The sequence below is a fragment of the Aneurinibacillus migulanus genome, assembly GCF_001274715.1.
GTDB classification, from domain to species: Bacteria; Bacillota; Bacilli; order Aneurinibacillales; family Aneurinibacillaceae; genus Aneurinibacillus; species Aneurinibacillus migulanus.
In genome coordinates this window covers 141,455-163,084 of record NZ_LGUG01000009.1, presented here as the reverse complement: position 1 = coordinate 163,084, position 21,630 = coordinate 141,455, and the positions used below count along the sequence as shown (strand labels likewise).

At 42.6% G+C, this 21,630-nt stretch carries 18 protein-coding genes and 1 pseudogene; 16 read left to right on the top strand and 3 right to left on the bottom strand.

Going from position 1 to position 21,630, the window contains the following annotated elements; all coding sequences use genetic code 11:
- Window positions 1-33: 33 nt before the first annotated feature.
- The 3 genes from AF333_RS27975 (at window position 34) to AF333_RS27965 (ending at window position 4,239) form a co-directional block, all read left to right on the top strand.
- On the top strand, window positions 34-852 hold the full coding sequence (locus AF333_RS27975; protein WP_043064385.1) for a formate/nitrite transporter family protein: 819 nt from the start codon (window positions 34-36) through the stop codon (window positions 850-852).
- 273 nt (window positions 853-1,125) lie between these two features.
- The gene (locus AF333_RS27970; RefSeq protein ID WP_043064384.1) at window positions 1,126-2,520 is read left to right on the top strand and encodes an APC family permease; all 1,395 of its coding nucleotides are present in this window, start codon (window positions 1,126-1,128) and stop codon (window positions 2,518-2,520) included.
- A 312-nt stretch (window positions 2,521-2,832) separates the two neighbouring features.
- The gene (locus AF333_RS27965; protein WP_043064383.1) at window positions 2,833-4,239 is read left to right on the top strand and encodes an APC family permease; all 1,407 of its coding nucleotides are present in this window, start codon (window positions 2,833-2,835) and stop codon (window positions 4,237-4,239) included.
- Window positions 4,240-4,291: 52 nt separating this feature from the next.
- On the opposite strand, the gene AF333_RS27960 is transcribed toward AF333_RS27965, so the two are convergent.
- Window positions 4,292-4,666: a hypothetical protein gene (locus AF333_RS27960; protein ID WP_043064382.1), complete on the bottom strand. Its 375-nt coding sequence runs from the start codon at window positions 4,664-4,666 to the stop codon at window positions 4,292-4,294.
- Window positions 4,667-4,880: 214 nt separating this feature from the next.
- Entirely contained in the window at window positions 4,881-6,074 is a 1,194-nt protein-coding gene (locus tag AF333_RS27955; protein ID WP_043064381.1) for an MFS transporter, read from the bottom strand.
- A gap of 176 nt (window positions 6,075-6,250) precedes the next feature.
- Between AF333_RS27955 and AF333_RS27950 the strand changes: the two genes are divergently transcribed.
- The 5 genes from AF333_RS27950 to AF333_RS36420 all read left to right on the top strand — a co-directional run bounded on the left by AF333_RS27950 (window position 6,251) and on the right by AF333_RS36420 (window position 12,341).
- Window positions 6,251-8,224 carry a sigma-70 family RNA polymerase sigma factor gene (locus tag AF333_RS27950; protein ID WP_052811775.1) on the top strand — a complete coding sequence of 658 codons (1,974 nt, stop codon included), beginning with the start codon at window positions 6,251-6,253 and terminating at the stop codon, window positions 8,222-8,224.
- A gap of 182 nt (window positions 8,225-8,406) precedes the next feature.
- On the top strand, window positions 8,407-10,065 hold the full coding sequence (locus tag AF333_RS27945; protein ID WP_043064380.1) for a PhoX family protein: 1,659 nt from the start codon (window positions 8,407-8,409) through the stop codon (window positions 10,063-10,065).
- Window positions 10,066-10,090: 25 nt separating this feature from the next.
- A complete protein-coding gene (locus AF333_RS27940; protein ID WP_043064379.1) occupies window positions 10,091-10,309 on the top strand; it encodes a twin-arginine translocase TatA/TatE family subunit in 219 nt (72 codons plus the stop codon).
- A gap of 370 nt (window positions 10,310-10,679) precedes the next feature.
- Window positions 10,680-11,951 (top strand): cation:dicarboxylate symporter family transporter, encoded by a 1,272-nt coding sequence (locus tag AF333_RS27935; protein WP_043064378.1) that lies wholly within the window; start codon window positions 10,680-10,682, stop codon window positions 11,949-11,951.
- A gap of 207 nt (window positions 11,952-12,158) precedes the next feature.
- Window positions 12,159-12,341 (top strand): hypothetical protein, encoded by a 183-nt coding sequence (locus tag AF333_RS36420; RefSeq protein ID WP_235497043.1) that lies wholly within the window; start codon window positions 12,159-12,161, stop codon window positions 12,339-12,341.
- Between the two features lie 120 nt (window positions 12,342-12,461).
- Here the strand turns inward: AF333_RS36420 and AF333_RS32435 are convergent, their stop codons facing one another.
- Window positions 12,462-12,632, bottom strand: a complete 171-nt coding sequence (locus tag AF333_RS32435; protein ID WP_080787600.1) for a transposase — start codon at window positions 12,630-12,632, stop codon at window positions 12,462-12,464.
- Window positions 12,633-12,762: 130 nt separating this feature from the next.
- Here AF333_RS32435 and AF333_RS27930 point away from each other — a divergent pair.
- The 8 genes and pseudogenes from AF333_RS27930 to AF333_RS27895 form a co-directional block, all read left to right on the top strand.
- Window positions 12,763-13,122 (top strand): annotated as a pseudogene (locus tag AF333_RS27930) (GNAT family N-acetyltransferase); the annotation flags it as partial.
- 527 nt (window positions 13,123-13,649) lie between these two features.
- Entirely contained in the window at window positions 13,650-14,939 is a 1,290-nt protein-coding gene (locus tag AF333_RS27925; RefSeq protein WP_080787604.1) for a Glu/Leu/Phe/Val family dehydrogenase, read from the top strand.
- Window positions 14,940-14,985: 46 nt separating this feature from the next.
- Window positions 14,986-15,273: an SAV0927 family protein gene (locus AF333_RS27920; protein ID WP_043064376.1), complete on the top strand. Its 288-nt coding sequence runs from the start codon at window positions 14,986-14,988 to the stop codon at window positions 15,271-15,273.
- Between the two features lie 213 nt (window positions 15,274-15,486).
- Window positions 15,487-17,013 (top strand): aldehyde dehydrogenase family protein, encoded by a 1,527-nt coding sequence (locus AF333_RS27915; protein WP_043064375.1) that lies wholly within the window; start codon window positions 15,487-15,489, stop codon window positions 17,011-17,013.
- 96 nt (window positions 17,014-17,109) lie between these two features.
- Window positions 17,110-18,477 (top strand): putrescine aminotransferase, encoded by a 1,368-nt coding sequence (locus AF333_RS27910; protein WP_235355861.1) that lies wholly within the window; start codon window positions 17,110-17,112, stop codon window positions 18,475-18,477.
- A 13-nt stretch (window positions 18,478-18,490) separates the two neighbouring features.
- Window positions 18,491-18,742: a hypothetical protein gene (locus AF333_RS27905; RefSeq protein ID WP_139188970.1), complete on the top strand. Its 252-nt coding sequence runs from the start codon at window positions 18,491-18,493 to the stop codon at window positions 18,740-18,742.
- Window positions 18,743-18,887: 145 nt separating this feature from the next.
- Window positions 18,888-21,008, top strand: coding sequence for a sigma 54-interacting transcriptional regulator (locus tag AF333_RS27900; protein WP_043064373.1), 2,121 nt, complete (start codon window positions 18,888-18,890; stop codon window positions 21,006-21,008).
- Window positions 21,009-21,212: 204 nt separating this feature from the next.
- Window positions 21,213-21,545, top strand: a complete 333-nt coding sequence (locus AF333_RS27895) for a hypothetical protein (RefSeq protein WP_235356586.1) — start codon at window positions 21,213-21,215, stop codon at window positions 21,543-21,545.
- Window positions 21,546-21,630 lie beyond the last annotated feature (85 nt).

Sequence of the window (21,630 nt, the reverse complement as noted above, 5' to 3'; positions counted from 1 at the left end):
GAAAAAAACAAAGGATAGTAGGGAGAGAAATATATGGCATTTCATCCACCACAACAAATCGCGAGAACTGCAGTGGAAATGGGTACGAAGAAGGCAAATATGTCTTTGTCGAATATGTTGGTGCTTGGCTTTTTAGCGGGTGCGTTCATCGCGCTTGGATTTTTGTTGGATATTCGTACGATTGGAAATTTACCGAAAGAATGGGGAAGTTTTGGCTCTTTTCTCGGCGGCGCGGTATTCCCGCTTGGACTTATACTTGTCATTATGGCTGGAGGAGAGCTGTTAACAGGAAATATGATGACATTGCCAATCGCTATGATGGCACGTCGAGTTACAGTAGGGCAGATTGTACGTAATTGGTTCTGGATTACAATCGGTAACTTTATCGGCGCAGTGTTCGTTGCTTACTTCTTTGGCCATGTGGTTGGATTAACAGAAGCGGGGCCATTCTTGGCTAAAACGGTGGCTATCGCGGAAGCGAAGCTGCATGATACGTTCCTTCAGGCATTTATTTCTGGTATTGGCTGTAACTGGCTCGTATGTCTTGGAGTATGGCTTGCATTCGGTGCGGACGATATTGCAAGCAAGATTCTAGGTATTTGGTTTCCGGTTATGGCGTTTGTCACCATTGGTTTTCAGCACGTAGTAGCTAATATGTTCGTTATTCCGGCAGCCATCTTTGCTGGTAAAGTAACTTGGATGGAATATCTGAGTAATTTTGTACCGGTTTTTCTGGGGAATGCGGTCGGTGGTGCATTATTTGTTGCATCTGTGTACTGGTTCGCGTACTTACGTGAAGAGAAAAAAGTGGTGGTGCAGCACAATTACGACGCATTGAAAAAAAATGCATAATAAGCAAAAGTACCTTTTCCATCATAGAAAAGGTACTTTTTTTCGTCAAAGTCTATTCTTTTATGAATAGATTATGCTAATTTTCATAATCGATCATACTCTTTCCAGGTCTTTCCCCTTACCTAAAAACGAATATAGTCCCGAAAATAAAGCTTTTGATTTAGAATCTATTTAAAAGATTTTAAATTTTCCCATATGGCACAAAATTTGCTGATTATATAATTCATCGGTTGTTGTTTTATGAGTCTTTCTATATGCAAGGAGGAGTGATCGATGCAAAAATCAGCAAAGCTAAAGCGTTCTCTGGGATTATGGCCGATCGTTATGCTTGGCGTCGGATATATGACCCCAATGGTTGTATTTGATACGTTTGGTATCGCTTCCAATGAAGCGAACGGGCATGTCCCACTTGCCTATATTGTCGCCCTGGCAGCCATGCTTTTTACAGCATTTAGTTACGGGAAGATGGTTCGGGCATTTCCGAGTGCAGGTTCAGCTTATACGTATACACAGAAAACAATTAGTCCGCATCTAGGTTTTCTGGTAGGCTGGTCAGCTTTGACGGATTATTTATTGCTTCCCATGGTAAATGCTTTATTGGCGCAAATTTACATGTCTGCATTATTCCCAGACGTGCCTGCATGGGTATGGGTAGCAGGCTTTGTCGCCATGATTACGGTAGTTAATGCGCTCGGTGCGAATTCAACCGCTAATTTTAATACCCTGCTTGTTATTTATCAAATTGTTTGTGTAGTCGTTTTTGTCATATTGGCTATTAGGGAGTTACAAGGAGGTATGGGCTATGGAGAAGTGTTTCCGCTAGAGCCTTTTTATACCCCAGATATGCAAATGTCAGCCATCATCGTAGGAGCGACGGTGCTTTGCTTCTCATTCCTTGGATTCGATGCGGTTACTACGTATGCAGAAGAAACGCCAAATCCTGTAAAAACCATTCCGCGAGCGATCTTCCTTACCGCTTTCATTGGCGGGGTTATCTTTACGGTTGGTTCTTATTTTACGCAAGCAGTGTTTCCGGACATTTCACAGTTTAAACAACCGGATGCCACGTCGCCTGAAATTGCATTATATGTGGGCGGGAAAATATTTCAGTGGTTTTTCCTGGCAGCTGCTCTTGCCGGGACGATTGCTTCCGGGTTAGCTTCACATGCCAGCGTATCGCGTCTGTTGTATGTAATGGGCCGTGACAACATCATACCGAAGAAACTTTTCGGATATGTACACCCTCGTACACATACGCCATTATTTAATGTTATTTTCACCGGACTTATATCCATGACAGCTGTTTTCTTTACTCTGGAAATTGCGTCTTCATTCATTAGCTTCGGGGCATTGATAGCGTTTACATTTGTTAATTTGTCCGTTATTGCACATTATGCATTAAAGAATAAAGAGTATAAATCCCCCATTTCTTTTCTGACTAATGTGATTATTCCGGTAATAGGAGCTGCTTTCGTCGCTGTATTGTGGTATAATCTTGAATCCAGTTCGTTTACTATGGGAATGATATGGCTAGGCTTAGGGGTTATATACTTGTTATATGTGACGAAAATGTTCAAGGTACAGCCGATGGACATTCATTTCGAGGAGGCAGGCGAGAGCACGTATATTGAAGAGAATGAGACTCCGGCTGTAACACGAGAAGCTTAATAAAGCAAAAGAATATCCAAGCCTTTCCTGAAAAGGAGAGGCTTTTTTTGTGATAATGTAATCGTATACAGAAATGAATGGATTATGCGTATGCGCATAAAAATAGGCATCGTATTTGGTTGAATAATTTGCTGTTAAAGTTTTTAACAAAACGTGCAATGCGCAGAATATCAGCCTGTATCCTTCCTCCTATTTAAAGATTGCAAATGTTTTAATGTTTGGCATTATAATTGCAGATTAAATTGTATTGTCTTATTAAACGTCGAAATTTGTCGGTTTTTATTTTGTTCTTGCATAAAGGAGGAGTGATCGATGCAGCAATCTGCGACATTAAAACGCTCTTTAGGATTAGGAGCTATCGTATTGCTGGGTATCGGGTATATGACCCCGATGGTAGTATTTGATACAGTAGGAATCGTTTCCGGTGAAACCGGAGGCCATGTACCGGCCGCTTATGTCATCGCTTTGGCGGCTATGCTATTTACTGCATTAAGCTACGGAAGAATGGTGCGCATTTATCCAAGCGCCGGGTCCGCTTATACGTATACGCAAAAAGCATTGAATCCTCATCTGGGATTCATGGTAGGTTGGTCTTCCTTAATTGCTTATGTATTTCTCCCAATGACAAACGCATTTTTAACACAGATTTACATGTCCGCGCTATTTCCCTCAGTACCGAGTTGGATGTGGGTTGTAGGATTCGCCGCATTTGTAACGATTGTCAATGCGATGGGGATGAAATCTACTTCTAATCTAAATACGCTACTTGTAGTGTTCCAGTTTCTCGTTATTGTTATTTTTATAGTGTTGGCCGCCCGCGCTTTATATAATGGGGTGGGTTACGGAACTATTTTTACCATCGAACCGTTTTATAAATCAGGAATGGATACGAGCGGCCTGATCGCAGGAGCGACGCTTCTTTGCTTTTCTTTTCTTGGATTTGATGCGGTAACAATGTATTCAGAAGAAACACCGAATCCAGTGAAAACGATTCCACGTGCTATTTTCTTAACGGCATTAGCCGGCGGTGTTCTTTTTATAACGGTTTCCTATTTTGTACAAGCACTGTTTCCAAGTGTGAACGATTTCCATGATCCGAACTCCGCATCTCCAGAAGTAGCATTAAAGGTCGCAGGTCAGCTTTTCCAAGCTTTCTTTCTTGCTGGTGCTTTGGCAGGCACAATTGCCTCAGGTCTTGCTTCGCATGCAAGCGTTTCCCGTCTGTTGTATGTAATGGGCCGCGATGGTGTCATTCCACGCAAAATTTTCGGGTATGTGCATCCGCGTTTGCATACCCCGTTGTTTAACGTTATTATAGTGGGCATTGTTACTTGCTCCGCGATTTTATTTACGTTAGATACGGCGACGTCGTTTGTTAGTTTTGGCGGACTTGTTGCCTTTACTTTTGTAAATGTGTGCGTTATCGCTCATTATGCAGTAAAGAAGAAAGAAATCAACTCTCCAATGAAAATTATCGCAAATGTCATTGCGCCGATAATTGGTGCGGCGTTTGTCGGTTTACTCTGGTTTAATCTTGAAGAGGTTTCGTTTAAGCTTGGGTTAATTTGGACGGCTCTAGGCGTGCTTTATCTTATGTATTTAACGAAAATGTTCAGGGAAAAACCAATCGATATTGCTTTTGATGAGGCCGAAGAATCTTCTTATATTGAAATAGAAGAAGATAACGAAGAAGACAGAGGGAAAAGAAGAACAAGTTAAAAATCAATTAGAATTATAAAAAAGAGGGCGTGCTGCTGCCCTCTTTTTTATTTTACACGAGCCCTCCTGCCGAACGAATCATTTGTCGTACGCTGTCATAAAGCCTGGGTTGCACCACAACCGTAAGTAAAATGTCACGTCCTCTAATGGTATCATCTGGACTGTCGCTCATACCGCTGGCGCTTGGATGGGCAGCCATCATCACTCTGGCGTCAGGATGAGACGGTGTGGAGTCTGTCGTTATAGATGCTAAGCCGGCGAATTCTCCAGTGATGGTGTTGGTGAAATGAGCCGGTTCCGGACCGGGATATAATCCGATGCGGTCGATTTGTAGGTCGACAATACCCTCCTGGGTAGCTAGTTGCTGACGGATATTCTCAGCCTGCTCCGGCGTATTAAAATAGGCGAGGATATACTTTTCATCCATGTTTCATCGCTTCCTTTTCGCAGCGTAAAAGCCTGTTTGTTCTATTATTTGCGCGTTTGTCCTTGTTTATCCCGGTCCAACAGGCAGTAAGTTCCCCGTTTTAAGTTTGCTGCGTAGAGAATAACCGCCCCTAAGAGCTCGATATGTGCAACTAACCATCAGTGGAGGATGAAGGAAACTCCCTATGATGGAAGTTTTACTTTATGCGACGTACTTATGCATGTGCCGGAAAGACATGACGCATGAACACCCAGCAGAACATAAGCAACAGGTTCAACGCGATTAAGTAGAGGACAAGCGCCAGTGAGCTAGTCGTATTTGTTACGAGCAGGACGAATGTGAGTGCGCTTAACATTCGTCCTAGGCTGAAGGCGAATTCACGAATGACAATATACTCTACGCGCAAGTTGGCTTTTTCCATGCTTTCCCCGATAACGTCAAAGCTTGTAGAGACGAGTGGTACCGAAAAAAAAGGATAGAATAACGCAGTTCCGATGCCCAGGAGGAGCAATGTACTGAAGCGAAGCTGAGTCAACAGCGGAAGTACGGATACTGCCAGCATACATGCCCCAATAAAAAGGGAACGTGCACGTTTATGAGGCCGAATCCATTTGCCGACCGCATAATAGGATAAAAGTGAGAGAGAAGAGGTCAAAAGTGCATAGACCCCAACCGTTAATTCACTTGCCGATACGACAAAGACTAACAGGCCTACAAGAAATACAACTACGCCTTCCCTCAGTCCCCAGAAGAAGTAAGAAAAAACTACATAGTGCCATTTAGAGATGTGCTTTGTATCTGACCAAACACGGCTGAAATTAAGTTTTCCTTCGCACTTCCTGCTGGAGATAAAAAAGCTGACGATAACTGCCAGCGCGAAAATAATAAGCGAGAGGGAAAAGATGAATCGGTAGCCGTTAGCATGATGCGTCACTAGCCATCCGGACAGAAAAGGAGCACCTCCAGCAGCCAGTGACATAAGAAGCCCGTTCACTCCGTTGAAGATATCACGGTTTTCTGGACCGGTAATCTCGAAGTACATTACATAATAGCCCAGCCAATAAAATCCAGCTCCTATGCCGAGCAGCAGACCGAGTGGAATAATATAGGCCGTAGCTGACTTACCCAACAGTAGCACAGTAAGATAAAACATTGCCATGATGAATACTCCCATTCGAATGCTCAGTACCCGGTCCCAACGCTTGACGAGATTGCTTCCAAGCCAGAATGTCAGGGGAACGGCGAGAAAGGTAAACATGTTAAATAACCCGATCATGGCATAGTCGCTTTTCACTTTCCACAGGTAGACGTTGACGAAGGTATTGGAGAGCCCGATGGAGATGAGGTACAGCGCGTTCATCAGCAGCAGAAGCTTGGCCTGACCATCAAGTTTTCCTGTTTGTTCCATGAAAAAGCCCCTTTTGCAACAAAGTAAATCCTTCAAGATTAGCTTGTCCGTTCTGTCCTGTCTTTGTCCAAGCAAACATTTCCAATCAAAGTATAAAAAAAGTAAGATTTTTTTCGTTTTTGAAAACCAAATGCTTACTTCAGTACTCTATATTTATGTAGGAAGGAGGGGAACGGATGACGGATACAGAATTGTTGGTGCGAGTCAAAGAAGGAGACGGCGAGGCGTTTGTTGTATTGATTGAGCGGCATAGAGACATGCTTCGGCGCAATGCCCGCTACTATGCAGCTAATAAGCATGATGTAGATGAAATCGTTCAAGAAACGATTTTCCGTGCATATCTGTCGGTGGATAAGCTTCGTGAACCAGAACGCTTTGCGGCTTGGCTGCGCTCCATTCTGTTTCATTATGCACTTGCTTTATTAAAAAAGAAAAAAAGAATGATTGTTAGTGAGAAGACTGTGCAACAACATATACAAGGCAAAACTACGCCGTATGATGAACGCTTATACATACAGGAGGCGCTTGAAAAGCTTGAAGATAAGTATCGCCGGGTGATTGTATTGAAATACTTTCAAGATTTTACACTGCAGCAAATCGCCGACATGCTACGATGCCCGCTAGGTACGATAAAAACTCGTATGCACCATGCGCTGCGTCTTCTACAGCATTCCCTTGCAGAACCGCAAGAATCTAAAGTGGAAAGGAAGTTGTATACGATGAAGCAGCAGCTAAAAAGCAAAGCTCTTTCATTATTCCCTATACCGGATTCATATGAGTTGTTTATAGAGGATTATGCAGAAGAAGCTGAAGGAAATCGGGCGGTGTTTTCATGGAAAAACCCTGCTGATGAGGAAGAATACATTTGGATTGAGCTGGACTCTAACGGAAAACTTGTCGACTTCACTAGAAGCATATCGGAGAGTAACACAGGTCCATCCTTACCTATAGAACAACTGAAGCAGGAAGCACTTTGCTTTGTAGAAGAGCACTATCCGGAGGCAATTCATACATTTGTAGCTGAATCAGTAAAGGAACAAGGGGCTGTGTATTGTTTCTCTTACGTACAGAAAGCAATGGATCTACCGCTTCCGATGACGGGATTTATGGTGAATGTAGAGCGAGATGGAAGCATTCAGGCATTCCGTTACTATGGATGTGCCGAACGTGTGATACAACCGCAAGTATTGGCGGATAAGGAAGAAGTAAAGAAGCAGTATCTCGAACAATTGGAAATCACCCTTACTATCGAGAGAATCATAGAGGAGATATACGAGCTTGCTGATGGGAACGTTCATTTAGTATATGAATTTGCTCCTTTGTCTGCTTATCCGGCAGAACAAAAGAAGCTGGAGACGCGCGTGTGTGAAGAAGCGGAAACGGATGAATATATGCCGTTACCTCCTATGGCTGCAAGCGAGATTGCTCAGCGGGAATCAGTGGATGTAGGAGCACTGATAGGTCTAACCTCCGCATACCGGAAAATTCGTGAATCTGATTTAGGAGAAACGATTGGGATCGTTTGGCGGGCGAACGAGACGAGTGAAATGCCCGACCGAAGCATTAATAGTTTCTTTAAAGAGAGAACCGAGAATACGGTAAAAGCCATGGTAGATAAAGAAACAGGGCGTCTACGCAGCTTTATATGGTTTGAGGAAAGAAAAGGAGAGCTATCGCTAAGTGATGAAGAATGTAGAAAAAAAGCGTTCCAATTTCTTTATACGCTTTTTCCGCAAGCGCACACTTTTTTTCGTTTATCGAAAAGGGCAGAAGAAGCGTATGAAGAAGAGCACGAAGAAGAAGATCGGGTGACATTCACTTTTCGGCTCGTGCATGGCGGTATCCCGATTCGTTTCGGGTTCGTATCTATTTGCATAAATCGGACCAACGGATGCATTGAGCAATATACGGGACCTGACATCGAACCCCAGCAGCTCCAGTCTGTAGATACAGTACCAAAAGTTGCCCGCGAACAGGCTATGGAATTGTTTTGTTCTGTGTTGGATCTTGAGCTTCAATGGTCAAAAGAATATGAAGAGAATGGAGAGAGCTATTATCAATTAGAGTATGTGCCAGCTTTCCCCTCGTTTTCGGGAAAACTTCGTTTTATTGAGGCGCATACGGGAGAGATGATTCTTACTAAATATTAATGTCTATCTGATGAATAAACGTAAGCGTTGGCTTGCGTTTATTTTTTTTACGATAAAAATTTACACGATTTTAAAACAAGATTAAAAGTGGCATAAGAATCTATCTGTACAATGAAACCATGTGCCAGCAGGCAGAGACGTAGTAGAGGAAATAGAGGAAAAAAGCGGGGAGTGATACATTCATGGAAATGAATCGGAGACAATTTTTAACATATCTTGGCACAGGTACGGCAGCGCTTGCATCTCTTGCTACCGGTATTCCGGCTTTCGCAGCAGACAAAGGACTGTCAGGAAAGACGGCTGACCATCTTTTCGGTTTAGAGGACAAGCATAAGCCCGCAAAAGTAAAGTTCAAGCCGATTCAGGCAACGAACAAAGATGAACTTGTACTGCCGCAAGGATATAAATATGATGTTGTGGCTTTATATGGCGATAAAATTAATGCGAAAGGCGATACATTCGGTTTTAACGCAGATTTTACTTGCTTCCTACCGATTGAAGGGAGCAGTGAACATGGTCTATTATGGGTAAACCATGAATATCTTGGTGAGTTGGAATACTATGTAACCGGCTATGATGCGTTACATGCCGATCCGAAAAACAACACCCGTACATCAGCACAAATCGAGAAATACTTATATTCACTTGGTGGATCTATAATTGAAGTGAAAAAACAGAATGGAAAATGGACCCTAATCTCCGATTCTAAATATGGTCGTCGTGTAAGCGGGTTAACGAAGCATACGCTAACCGGGCCTGCTGCAGGTAGTGCTGCGGTGGGAGGCGCCCGTGAAGTGACGGGAACGTTTGCCAATTGTTCCGGCGGCGTAACGCTGTGGAACACTATTCTTTCTTGTGAAGAGAATTTTGATAGTGTTATTGCGGATACAAAATTAAAAGATGAGACACATTATGGATGGGTAGTCGAGGTTGATCCGTTCGACCCGAACTCCATACCGAAAAAGCATACGGCTCTTGGCCGTTTCTCTCATGAGAATACAGCGATGACGCTTGCACCAAACGGACAGCTTGTCGTATATATGGGTGATGATGCAAACGATCAGTATGTATATAAATATGTATCCAGAGGCTCCTATAGTAAAAGTACAGGTAAAGCGAATGCCAGACTGCTTGAAGAGGGGACGCTGTATGTCGCTAACTTCGGCAAAGGGAAATGGATTGCGCTTGATTACGGTAAGAATGAAGCACTACAGAAAGCGGTCGATTCTACTGGAAAACCGTTATTCACATCCCAGGCTGATGTGCTCGTGAAATGTCGCGAAGCGGCAAAAGCAGTAGGTGCAACAGCGATGGACCGTCCTGAAGATTTAGAGGTGCATCCGATTGATGGCAGCGTATTTATCTCGCTAACGAATAATTCCAAGCATGGTAACTTCTACGGTCAGATTGTCCGCCTGTTTCCAAAAGACAACAATCATGCGGCTGAAGAATTTACATTTGAAATTTTCGCAGCAGGCGGACCGCAGAGCGGATTCGCTGCTCCGGATAACTTGGCGTTTGATAGTGCAGGTAACCTGTGGGTAGTAACGGATATATCTTCATCTTCCATGAACAGCGGTATTTATAAGACGTTCGGCAATAACGGGGTTTTCTTCATTCCGACATCCGGATCAGATAAGGGTGTGGCAGCGCAATTCGCATCTGCTCCAGTTGGCGCTGAGATGACAGGTCCTTGGTTTGCTCCGGACGAGAAGACATTGTTCATGTCTGTGCAGCATCCGGGTGAAAACTTAGAGTCATATGAGGCTCCGACCAGCCATTGGCCTAAAGGTGGTACGTCTATCGCGTTGCCTGGTGTTGTAGCAATTACCGGATTCTAAGTACACATAGAAGGAGGAAGATTGTATGCTTGCTAACATTGGGATTCCTGGTCTGATTTTAATTCTTGTGATTGCGCTTATCGTATTTGGGCCGAATAAGTTGCCTGAGGTGGGGCGGGCGTTTGGCCGTACGTTGACTGAATTTAAATCTGCAGCGAAAAATCTTACAAGCGATGATGAAGAGGAGAAAAAGTCTACTCCTACGCTTGTCAGTAACGATGAGAAGGTAAAAAAGCTTCCATAAGGTAGTAAAGAAAGAGTAGTATTCAATTATGAGTACTACTCTTTCTTATGCTTCAGTGTTGCAATAATTTATCAAAAACGAAAAAGCAGCTGGATGTATCTCAAAAAGCTTGAGTTATATTGAACGATATAAATCAAACGAAATATTAAGAAAATTTGATTGATTTTAAAAGTAGAATTGATTATAATTCTTTTATATATGAAAACGTATTTCAATAATTGAAATAGAAGAGAGGGATGAACGGTAAAAATTGATGATAGAGTGCCTGGGCACTGTTATGGAAGCGTTTTCTAATAATGTGATTATTACGAATGAAGCAGTAATCCAAATATAAATATCGAAATACTTTTAACTCTTAAGGAGGTAAGCTATGCGTAAAGGGTTGGTATGGCAAATTGTTGCTGGTATGATACTAGGGTTATTGTTTGGATTTTTATCCAAACAATATGGGCAAGCAGTAAAGCCTCTTGGTGATATTTTTATTAACATGATAAAGATTGTCATTATCCCGCTTGTTTTTTCGGTTATTATTTCTAGTATTGCCAGTATGGGTAATTTAAAGAAAGTAGGTAAACTCGGATTTAAGACACTCGTTTATTTTGAAATTATAACAACTGTAGCTCTTATTGTAGGATTACTTGTCACCAATTTGACTCAGCCTGGCGTGGGTATCAATATTAATCAATTGGAAGCGGGTGACATTCACAAGTATACAGAAACGGCAGAGCATACCAAACCTATTGATGTTTTAGTCGGTATTTTTTCACCTAATCTTTTTAAATCCTTAGCTGATGGGAAAATTCTTCCTGTCATATTTTTTGCTGTTATGTTCGGTATTGCGTTAGCTTCTATAGGGGAGAAGGGAAAAGTAGTAGTTCAATTCTTCCAGGGAGTTTCAGAAACGATGTTTGCTTTTGTTCATCTTGTGATGCGATTCGCACCATTCGGTGTTTTTGCTTTGATGGCTAATACAATTGCAACATATGGATTTGCCTCTCTCATTCCATTGGGAAAATTAGTTATCATTAATCACCTTACAATTATCTTATTTATTGTAGTGGTATTTGGTTTTATTGCGTGGCTTGTAAAAGTAAATTTATGGACGCTAATTCGTAACTTAAAAGAGGAATTAGTTATTGGTTACGTGACTGATAGTACAGAAACGGTGATGCCTCAACTTATGGAGAAAATGACTCGATTCGGATGTGACCGTTCTGTAGTTTCTTTTGTGATTCCGACCGGATATACATTTAATCTAGATGGATCGGCTTTGTATCAGGCGATGGTTGTACCGTTTATTGCGCAGTTATACGGCATTGAGTTAACGATCATGGAACAATTTACAATTTTAATCGTATTGATGCTAACATCTAAGGGAATTGCAGCTGTACCTGGAGCATCGTTTGCTGTTTTATCTGCTACGCTTGCTGCCGTTGGGTTACCGGTAGAGGGTTTGGCTTTAGTTATCGGAATTGATCGTATTATGGATATGGCACGTGGGATAGTAAATATTATTGGACATTCGCTAGCAGCTATTGTCATATCTAAATGGGAAGGCCGTTTTGATCAGACAAAGGCAGTATTATTTAAAGACATACCAGTCGTAGCCGGTGAAACAAAAGTTGAGTCATCGGCAAGTTGATGTACGCTTGTTTTTCCCTGTGGTGGTATGTACTTTAATCAGCTCAAAATCATAAACAAAAATAACCGTATGATAGATTTACTTGAACTCATAGTATTAATGGAGGAGCGTAAGAGTAAAAAATAGTATGTAACAGTCTCGTTTTTTGTAAATTGAAGAAGCCGTCCACTTCTATAGACATCTGACTTTATAAATTTACATATTCTTGTGGTAGGAGATAAGAAAAGAAGGAGGGGCGGTGGGCGGGAGCGGTTGGAACAAACACGTCCGCCTTTTTTCTGCCGGGGCGCAGGGCATATCCACCATCTTCTTTCCCCATCCCTCCTCCTTCCAACCACGCTACCCTGTCAAAATATTAAGTGTAACTTATATAGGACGGATTCTATTTAAAAGAAGATGTTCTTTTTGCTAGTTTGTCCTTTTTTAATAACCAATTTAACCTTGTTATTTCTTTCTTATATTGATGATTTTATAAGAGAAAACTACAAATATAAAGAGAATGCTGCAATATTATTTTTCCTGTAAAATTTCCGTTTGTGTTCCTTGTTTGTATTCGCGTGCCCAACGATATATAGTTAGAGCGCTTAAACCATATTTTCTGGCGGTCTTACTGAATGACTGTTCCTTTAATGCTTCTTTGATTACTTGATGTTTAAAGGCTAAGGAATATTTTTTTCTCATAAGACGCACCCTCCGTTTATTTTGCTACATTTAACCAAATTGTTAGATAATAGTATACACTATTTCTTATATATTACATATAAGGAATTTTATTTTTAAGGCATTTATTTTTAATTATAATTGTTCTGTTCATTTTAAAGATACCAGCTTTGTTTTAGAAGAAAATGACGAAATTGTTGCCTTTTTGGTCGGCTTTGTTTCCCAAGCCTATCGGCAGCAAGCGTATATTCATTTTATAGGGGTTCATCCTGATTATCGGAAGCAAAATGCTGCAAAGCAGCTATATGAGATATTCTTTCAAAAAGTAAAACAATGTGGCTGTACTGAAGTTCATTGCGTTACTTCACCTATAAACAAGGGTTCTATTGCTTTTCATACGAAGATAGGATTTCAAATTCAGCAAGGAGATTGTGAAGTTAATGGTATCTCTGTTATGACTAATTATGATGGAAGAGGACAAGATCGTGTTTTGTTTGTAAAGAGAATTTAATAGAAGCTATAGTGTGGAGAAAAAGTTTTGCAGGCTACAGGAGCAGTCTCACTAGCCTTCTATGCTTTTCCTCCTTTTTTTATGCAATTATGAATTAAAAGGCATAGGTACGCAACGGTACTGAACAATTCGCAAACGATTTCGTTTTTAATTTTCAGATTCTATAAATTTACATAGTTAATATATACCAATGTACACAATACGGACGATAATATTAATGGTCGTAATTTTCGATTAACTATTAGGGCATTACCTACTTGTAAAGTTATGAATAAAGCAGTCATTTCAATTATGAAGTGATTGCTTTATTTTTTTGATAAGTAGTATAGCTTGCAAGTTATTCATTTGAGCATAAAGGATGAAAAAGCAGAAAATGAGTATGCGACAATTGCTAGGTTATGCAATTATGAATAGAAAATAAAAAAGGAAAAGGAGATTTTCCTTGGAATAAAGCGATTTCTAGGTTGGCACGTTTATTGCTGGTTATAAAATTTCTAAAGAAACAAAATGTGAAAAAAAGAGGTGCAATGGTTGTGAAGGAAGCAGTTGCAGTACAAAAGAGTGCAAAACAAAATGTCAGTGTCAGTGAACTGGAAGCGTTTCAATCAGTGCTGGGTGAAGCTGTAAAACGCCTTCATTATCCGGAAACGGTATATGAAATTCTCAAAGAGCCGATGCGTGTGCTTGAAGTAAACATTCCCGTTAAGATGGATGACGGTACAACGAAGATCTTCAAAGGATACCGTGCTCAGCATAACGACGCAATGGGACCGACGAAAGGTGGCATTCGCTTCCATCCAGATGTAACAGCAGATGAAGTAAGCGCATTATCCGGCTGGATGAGCCTTAAATGTGGTATCACCGACTTGCCTTATGGCGGCGGAAAGGGCGGCATCATCTGCGATCCTCGGACAATGAGCATGCGTGAGCTGGAGCGCTTAAGCCGTGCGTATGTTCGGGCCGTAAGTCAAATTGTCGGACCGTCTAAAGACATTCCTGCTCCGGATATGTACACCAATGCTCAGGTTATGGCCTGGATGCTGGATGAATACGACCATATCCGCGAATTTGATTCCCCAGGCTTCATCACCGGTAAGCCGTTGGCGCTGGGAGGATCCAAAGGACGGGAAACAGCAACGTCTCGCGGTCTATTCTATATTCTTCAATTCATTGCTGAGAAAAAACAAATGAAACTTGAAGAAATGCGTGTTATTGTTCAGGGCTTTGGTAACGTTGGAAGCTATCTGGCGAGATATTTATATGAAGCTGGAGCCAAAGTGGTTGGTATCGCGGATGTTATGGGCGGCGTTTATGACGAAAATGGCCTTGATGTTCCATACTTAATGGAGAAAAGAGATTCATTCGGTGCCGTTACACACCTGTTCGAAAATACGATTACTAATCAGGAATTGCTGGAGAAAGAATGTGACGTGCTAATCCCGGCCGCACTGGGCGGACAGATTACGGAAGAGAACGCACCACGTCTGAATTGTAACATTGTTGTGGAAGCGGCCAATGGCCCGACGACTACAGCAGGCGGCAAAGTCTTAAAAGAGAGAGGCATTACGGTTGTGCCGGACGTACTGGCCAATTCGGGTGGCGTGATTGTTTCTTACTTTGAGTGGGTGCAGAACAATCAGGGATATTATTGGGAAGAAGATTTAGTTGATGAACGATTGAAAACAAAAATGGCAGCAAGTTTCCAGAAAGTATATCAGATGGCGGAATCGTATAAAACAGACATGCGTACCGCGGCCTATATGGTGGCTGTTCGCCGATTGGCGGAAGCGTGCCGTCTGCGTGGATGGATTGATTAATTAATCCGTCCGTAGACAAAAGTCTATCCAACGGGAGGAATGCAAAATGGAATACCTTTTTGATGAAATGGAAGAAGCGATGACTCGTTACGTGTGCCTGGCTACAGAGGAGAACAGATATGATTTCTCACTCGTTTACAGTAAGCTGTTCCAGGGCAAAAGTTTTGTTACCTGCTTGCAGAGCGGTAAAGCACTGTTGTTATGCCACGATGATCTCCACAATGAAGAGTACTGGGTTAGCGGATTGAAAGTGGCCGAGCAGGATGTTGAAGCGATGAAAGCTTTCTTCACCACAGCTCTACCGGCATTCGCTCCCGCAGTTTCACAATATTAATCAACAGATTTATGCATTGTTGAATAGTGTTATTCGTTATTGCATGATTATATTGAGGCGATAGAAAGGTTATCCAACAAACAGGCAAAGGGTGAAAAAGGTGTTATAACAGCGTTTTCACTTCTTTTCCTTTGTCTGTTTTAAAAGTTGGCATGTTCATTGCAATGTTTAAATAGCAAATTGAATAAAAGTTCATGTGAGGGGGATTACGGAATGGCAGAAGCAAAAGCGACAGCGAGCACGGCGTTACAAGGCGTAAGCGCAACACAAGTGTTGAAGATGTTTATCGACGGTCAATGGGTAGAATCGGCGAGCGGCGAAACGCGAAATGTAATCAACCCGGCAAATGGCGAAGTCATTGCTGTAACAACAGAAGGAACAGTAGAAGACGTACGCAAAGCAGTAGCAGCAGCGAAACGCGCATTTTACGAAGATGGCTGGATGGAAACGCCTGCAAGTGAGCGTGCCCGTTTGCTTTTCGAAGTAGCGAACAAGCTGGAGCAAAGAGCGGAAGAATTTGCATATCGGGAAACTATTGACAATGGCAAGCCGCTACGTGAAACCGAATTTGACGTAGCTGATACGGTTGCTTGCTTCCGCTATTATGCGGGAATAGCAACGAAACCACATGGTCAAACATATGAAGTAGCCGATCCGATGCAAGCGATGGTTGTACGCGAGCCGATCGGAGTAGTCGGACAGATTATCCCTTGGAATTATCCGTTGTTGATGTCAGCTTGGAAATTAGCTCCTGCACTTGCGGCAGGTAACACGGTTATCTTTAAGCCGTCCGAAGTGACTCCGGTTAATGCGATTAAGCTATTCGAGATCTTTGAAGAAGTCGGTTTCCCGAAAGGCGTTGTCAACCTGGTATTAGGTGCGGGCGCGACGGTCGGAAACGAGATTGCCACGAACTTTGATATCGATAAAGTCGCCTTTACCGGCGGTACGGCAACTGGACGTAGCATCATGCAGGCTGCAACTGGCAACTTGAAAAAAATCTCTCTTGAGCTTGGTGGCAAATCTCCTAATATCGTGTTTGCCGATGCGGATTTTGAGGCGGCAGTCGATTATGCATTGTTCGGTATTTTCTGCAACCAGGGTCAAGTATGTTCCGCAGGCTCCCGTTTGCTTCTCGAAGAAAGCATCTATGATAAGTTCATTGAACGTCTTGTCGAGCGTGCGAAACAGATTAAGGTAGGACCTGGAACAGCAGAAGATACGGAGATGGGTCCACTTGTTTCTGAAGCGCATATGGAAAAAGTATTAAGCTACATTCAAATTGGTAAGGAAGAAGATGGCGCTACTCTTGTTTGCGGCGGAAACCGCATTACAGAAGGAGAGCTTGGCAAAGGATTCTTTGTTGAACCGACTATCTTTGTTGATACAACACCGAATATGCGTATCGTGCAGGAAGAAATCTTCGGACCTGTCCTTGTTGTACAAAAGTTTAAGGATGAAGCGGATGCTATCTACCTTGCGAATGATACTGTTTATGGACTGGCGGGTGCCGTATTTACACAAGATGGCGCAAAAGCACAGCGTGTCATCCGTAAACTGCGTGCAGGTATCACCTGGATTAATGCGTACCATCCGACTTACAATGAAGCGCCGTGGGGCGGCTATAAGCAAAGCGGTATCGGCCGTGAACTCGGTACCTTTGGTTTTGAAGAATACACAGAAGTGAAGCAGATTAATATCAATCTGCAGGTTGAACCGACTGGCTGGTTTAAGAACTAGAACATAGTCAGGCAGGCGATTATCACTCTAATTATTTCCGGGCTGGCCTGTGCTGGCTCGGAGAATAAGCAAAAAAATCAAAACATGGAGGCTTCTATGAAAAACTATAACGAAGTATACGAATATACCCAGAAAGTATTAGGCATTATTGAAAAAGCAGATGTAACGCAAGAGGAAGCGCAATGGATTACAAATGAAACAGTTAATGGTTTCCGTGAGAACGTAAACGCAGGGTTTCTTGACTACCGTAAGTCAGTTACTAAGGGCGGTCAATACGCATCTGTAGAGTGGAAGGACGCAGGCCTGAACTGCTTTGTTGATGTAAACGGAAAAGAATACATCGACTGTCTGGGTGGATTCGGGATTTACAACGTAGGTCACAGCAACCCGAAAGTAATTAAAGCGGTAAAAGATCAAATGAACAGACAGCCATTGCACAGCCAAGATTTGCTTGATCCACTGCGTGCTATGCTGGCAAAAACGCTGGCGATGCTGACACCGGGCGACTTGAAATATTCTTTCTTCGGCAACAGTGGTACTGAGGCGGTAGAAGCAGCGTTGAAAATGGCGAAAATCTATCACAGCGAAGAGGGCCGCAGCACATTCATCGCGACAACACGCGCATTCCATGGTAAGAGCTTAGGTTCACTTTCCGGTACAGCAAAAGGCGTATTCCGTAAACCATTCATGCCGCTAGTAAACGGATTCCGTCATGTTGCTTTTGGCGATATTGATATGATGCAGAAAACAATGCATGCTTGCCAACTGGTTGGTGAAGACGTAGCTGCTGTTATTGTCGAGCCGATTCAAGGGGAAGGCGGGGTTATTATTCCTCCGGACGATTACCTTGCAAAATTGCGTCAACTGTGTGACGATTACGGCGCATTGCTGATTTTCGATGAAGTACAGACTGGTATGGGTCGTACAGGTAAAATGTTCTGCGCTGAGCATTATGGTGTAACACCGGATATTATCACACTTGCAAAAGCTTTTGGTGGCGGGGTTATGCCAGCAAGTGCGACGGTTGCAACAGAAAAAGTATTCGAGAAATTATTCGACAATCCATTCCTGCATACAACTACTTTCGGCGGAAATCCGCTCGCATGTGCGGCTGCACTTGCAACCATTAACGTATTGATTGAAGAAAATCTGCCACAACGTGCTGCAGAGATGGGCGAATACATGCTGAACGGATTACGTGAAGCGGCTGCAGAGCATGGCGATAAAGTACTTGAGGTTCGTGGTAAAGGCTTGCTAATCGGTATCGAATTCGTAAGCGACGAAATCGGATACGAGGTTGCAAAAGGTTTCTTCGATAATGGTATTCTGACTGCCGGAACGTTAATTAACGCGAAGACAATCCGCATCGAGCCGCCATTAACGATTGAAAAAGAGCAATGTGAAAAAGTATTTGCAACATTTGCTAAGGTATTGAAAGAAGTTAATAAATCCGTTCTTGTATAGGATGGATGGAACGATGTCTATTCATTACCCGGTGATTAGCCCTTATTACGGGACGGTTGAACAAGTCATCCATCCGGCTTCCTCCTATTTCTATGAATGGGATACATTGTTTCTGATTCGAACAGATGAGGGAGCCATTGAAGAAATTGTAGCAGATATCGACGGTTGTTTTCTTTCATGTGAGGTGATGGATGGCGACCGGGTGATTCCTGGTATGGTGTTAGCTTATATCCAGGAGGATATACAACGAACCGGCAGTGAATAATAGGTGTATATGTAATATTGAATAGTAACAAGCAGGGGGGCGTGGGGAATACCAACGTTTCCCTGCTTGTTCTTATATGTATGCAATTGTGTATAATGGAATTATAATGTGCATAATTTTCTAACACGGAAGGAGGAAGAGAATAATGTTGGTATTTACCGAAGACAATGTACGTGATATTTTGTCGATTTCTACGGACATGTCATTTGCCGAAGTGGAAAATTGCTTAGCCAAGCAAAAAGAGCCTGTGTTATTCGTTAAGAAAAAGGATGAGATATTAGGATATATTCGAGCACAGGATTTAGCCGGAGAGGTGCAAAATGAAGGGCAAGATCGACAATTTTGGCTATCCCATCTCATCCCGTTGCATTTCGCCTATCATATCTATCAGGATGTTTCGGTTTCTGATGTATTTAAGCTTTTGGGTGAAGAAGTCGTTATTGTAAGGAATAAAAGAGATGAGGTATGCGGATATTTGCGCCGGGAAGATATTCTCATCGAGCTGCTTCGTCAGGATGGCCATCATATCGATTTGTTTCGTACGATTCTCTCGTCCATTCCGATGGGGATTTTTGTTGTTGATAGACAAGGCAACATTGTTAATTACAACGATGAAGGTCTTCGCATGATTCGGTGGGAGAAGGAGCAATTGCATAATCATCCAGCCAGAGATATCTTCGGCCCGGAACACATTGATCGGGTATTCGCAACAGGTGATACGATTCTCAATCAATTGCACCTTCGGCCAGAGATGGGGATACTAGCGGATTATAGCCCGATTTTAACGCCGGAGCATGAAGTGAAGGGTGTCATCATTGTTGTCCAGGACTTGCCTATGCTCGAAGAGATGGCGATGGAGCTTGATTACGTTAAGGACTTGAACACAGACCTTAAAGCGATTCTTTCTACCATCTATGATGAAATTCTTGTCGTTAATCCCAAGGGAGAGCTGCTACGTTTTAGCGATAACAATGTTATTAATTTTAGGCAGGGTGATTTGAAGGATTTGGTGGGGAAAAACCTTCTAGAATTAGAGGATAAGGGAATATTCAAGCCATCTGTAACCCGCCTTGTGCTGGAACAAAAGCGAAAAGTATCGGTAATTCAAGATGTAAGCAACGGCCGGAAGGTACTTGCGGTCGGAAATCCTGTGTTTGATGAAGCAGGGCAAATCGAGCGCATCGTCATCGCCTCGCGCGACATCACAGAGACGACCAAGCTGAAAAGTGAACTGCGTGAAATGAAGAAATTGTCTCAACAGTATAAAGAGGAACTTGAAAGCTTGAAGAGCAGGCATACGCTTAATCGGAGTGTCGTCTACTGCAGTCCAAAAATTGATCGAATCATGCGGGAGATTGAGAAAATTGCCCGTTTTTCCTCTACGGTTCTGCTGACAGGAGAATCAGGCGTTGGTAAAGAAGTGTTTGCCAAAGCGATTCACCAGTTAGGTGTCCGGTCAAATCGCCCGTTCCTTAAAATTAATTGTGGAGCGATTCCAGAGAATTTGCTGGAGAGCGAACTGTTTGGCTATGAAAAAGGCGCCTTCACGGGAGCGGATCCGAAAGGCAAGGAAGGATATTTCCAGAAGGCGGACAGTGGCGTGCTTTTTCTCGATGAAATTGGGGAGATGCCACTCTCGTTGCAGGTGAAACTATTGCGGGTATTGCAGGAGCGAGAAGTCATTCCAGTGGGTAGCACGCAGTCAGTTCGGGTGGACGTGCAAATAGTTGCCGCCACGAACAAGAATCTTGAACAAAAGGTAGAAGAAGGGAGCTTCCGCGAAGATTTATTCTACCGTTTGAATGTGATTCCAATTCACATTCCACCGTTGCGGGAACGTCCAGAGGATATTCCTGTACTGGCTTATTATTTTCTGCAGAAGCTTAACGAGACGTATCATCGAGACATCCAGCTTAGTCCGGATGCGCTTAACTTGCTAGAGGTCTATTCTTGGCCGGGGAATGTACGGGAGTTGCAGAATATTATTGAACGCGCGGTCGTGACAACCGAAGAAGAACTGATCCAGGCTGATCACCTCAATCGTTTTCTTCAGTGGAAGAAAGCTTCGACGAAAGTAAAGCCGATTATTACGAATCTGATTCCGCTGCAGGAAGCACTTGAAGATGTAGAAGAGCAACTGATACTTCTGGCAATGGAACGTTATAAGACGACGACGATGGCTGCTAAAGTGCTGGGAATTAGCCAATCTTCCGTAAGTCGCAAATATCAAAAAATCCTGCAGAAGCAGGCAAGCATGCACGCGTAATTATATGTTCCCCATGCTCCGTAAGCTAAAGTGAGTACAGCGGAGTATGGGCTTTTTTTGTCGAAAGAAAAAATAGAAAAATCAAAACTTAATTCTGACAATTTGATGACAAATCATGTATACTAATGCTTGGTTGATATTTACAGTGGATAAGTTTTTCAACATTGCAACCTTTATTAATATAAGATAAGGGGAAATGAAATAGTGAGCGGGGAAGAAATATGCAGGTTTGACAGTCAGGAGTTTTCTTGTTTTCACAGTATGGTAGAAGCGTTAATGCAAGAAGCGAATGAGCAAATCGAGCGCATTGATGTTGGAGATAAGAAGAATACGGATTCGGAAAGAATGTATGCAAGATGGCGCCTTCAGCATCTTCAGCAATGTTTTGGTGAATGTGTTCCCGATGTGTATCGCAGCACATACAATTCGCTCTGGAGCCAACTGTATCGGCTTGAACATCAAGCGGGCTATAGGAATCCGTATGTAGTGTATTTATTAGAGAAAGTCTTGTGTCAAGCTTCCTCCCGTGTGGTATAAGGGCCGTCCTTAAAAAGAGGACGGTTTTTTTTGTGTGGGCGATTTATACAATGAGCAGGTAAGGAAGATTTAAGGTCAGCTTAAG

Excerpts from the sequence above, each read along its gene's own strand:
- AF333_RS27975 (WP_043064385.1), top strand. The coding sequence starts at position 34 with ATGGCATTTCATCCACCACAACAAATCGCGAGAACTGCAGTGGAAATG.
- AF333_RS27970 (WP_043064384.1), top strand. The coding sequence starts at position 1,126 with ATGCAAAAATCAGCAAAGCTAAAGCGTTCTCTGGGATTATGGCCGATC.
- AF333_RS27965 (WP_043064383.1), top strand. The coding sequence starts at position 2,833 with ATGCAGCAATCTGCGACATTAAAACGCTCTTTAGGATTAGGAGCTATC.
- AF333_RS27960 (WP_043064382.1), bottom strand. The coding sequence starts at position 4,666 with ATGGATGAAAAGTATATCCTCGCCTATTTTAATACGCCGGAGCAGGCT.
- AF333_RS27955 (WP_043064381.1), bottom strand. The coding sequence starts at position 6,074 with ATGGAACAAACAGGAAAACTTGATGGTCAGGCCAAGCTTCTGCTGCTG.
- AF333_RS27950 (WP_052811775.1), top strand. The coding sequence starts at position 6,251 with ATGACGGATACAGAATTGTTGGTGCGAGTCAAAGAAGGAGACGGCGAG.
- AF333_RS27945 (WP_043064380.1), top strand. The coding sequence starts at position 8,407 with ATGGAAATGAATCGGAGACAATTTTTAACATATCTTGGCACAGGTACG.
- AF333_RS27940 (WP_043064379.1), top strand. The coding sequence starts at position 10,091 with ATGCTTGCTAACATTGGGATTCCTGGTCTGATTTTAATTCTTGTGATT.
- AF333_RS27935 (WP_043064378.1), top strand. The coding sequence starts at position 10,680 with ATGCGTAAAGGGTTGGTATGGCAAATTGTTGCTGGTATGATACTAGGG.
- AF333_RS32435 (WP_080787600.1), bottom strand. The coding sequence starts at position 12,632 with ATGAGAAAAAAATATTCCTTAGCCTTTAAACATCAAGTAATCAAAGAA.
- AF333_RS27925 (WP_080787604.1), top strand. The coding sequence starts at position 13,650 with ATGGTTGTGAAGGAAGCAGTTGCAGTACAAAAGAGTGCAAAACAAAAT.
- AF333_RS27920 (WP_043064376.1), top strand. The coding sequence starts at position 14,986 with ATGGAATACCTTTTTGATGAAATGGAAGAAGCGATGACTCGTTACGTG.
- AF333_RS27915 (WP_043064375.1), top strand. The coding sequence starts at position 15,487 with ATGGCAGAAGCAAAAGCGACAGCGAGCACGGCGTTACAAGGCGTAAGC.
- AF333_RS27910 (WP_235355861.1), top strand. The coding sequence starts at position 17,110 with ATGAAAAACTATAACGAAGTATACGAATATACCCAGAAAGTATTAGGC.
- AF333_RS27905 (WP_139188970.1), top strand. The coding sequence starts at position 18,491 with ATGTCTATTCATTACCCGGTGATTAGCCCTTATTACGGGACGGTTGAA.
- AF333_RS27900 (WP_043064373.1), top strand. The coding sequence starts at position 18,888 with ATGTTGGTATTTACCGAAGACAATGTACGTGATATTTTGTCGATTTCT.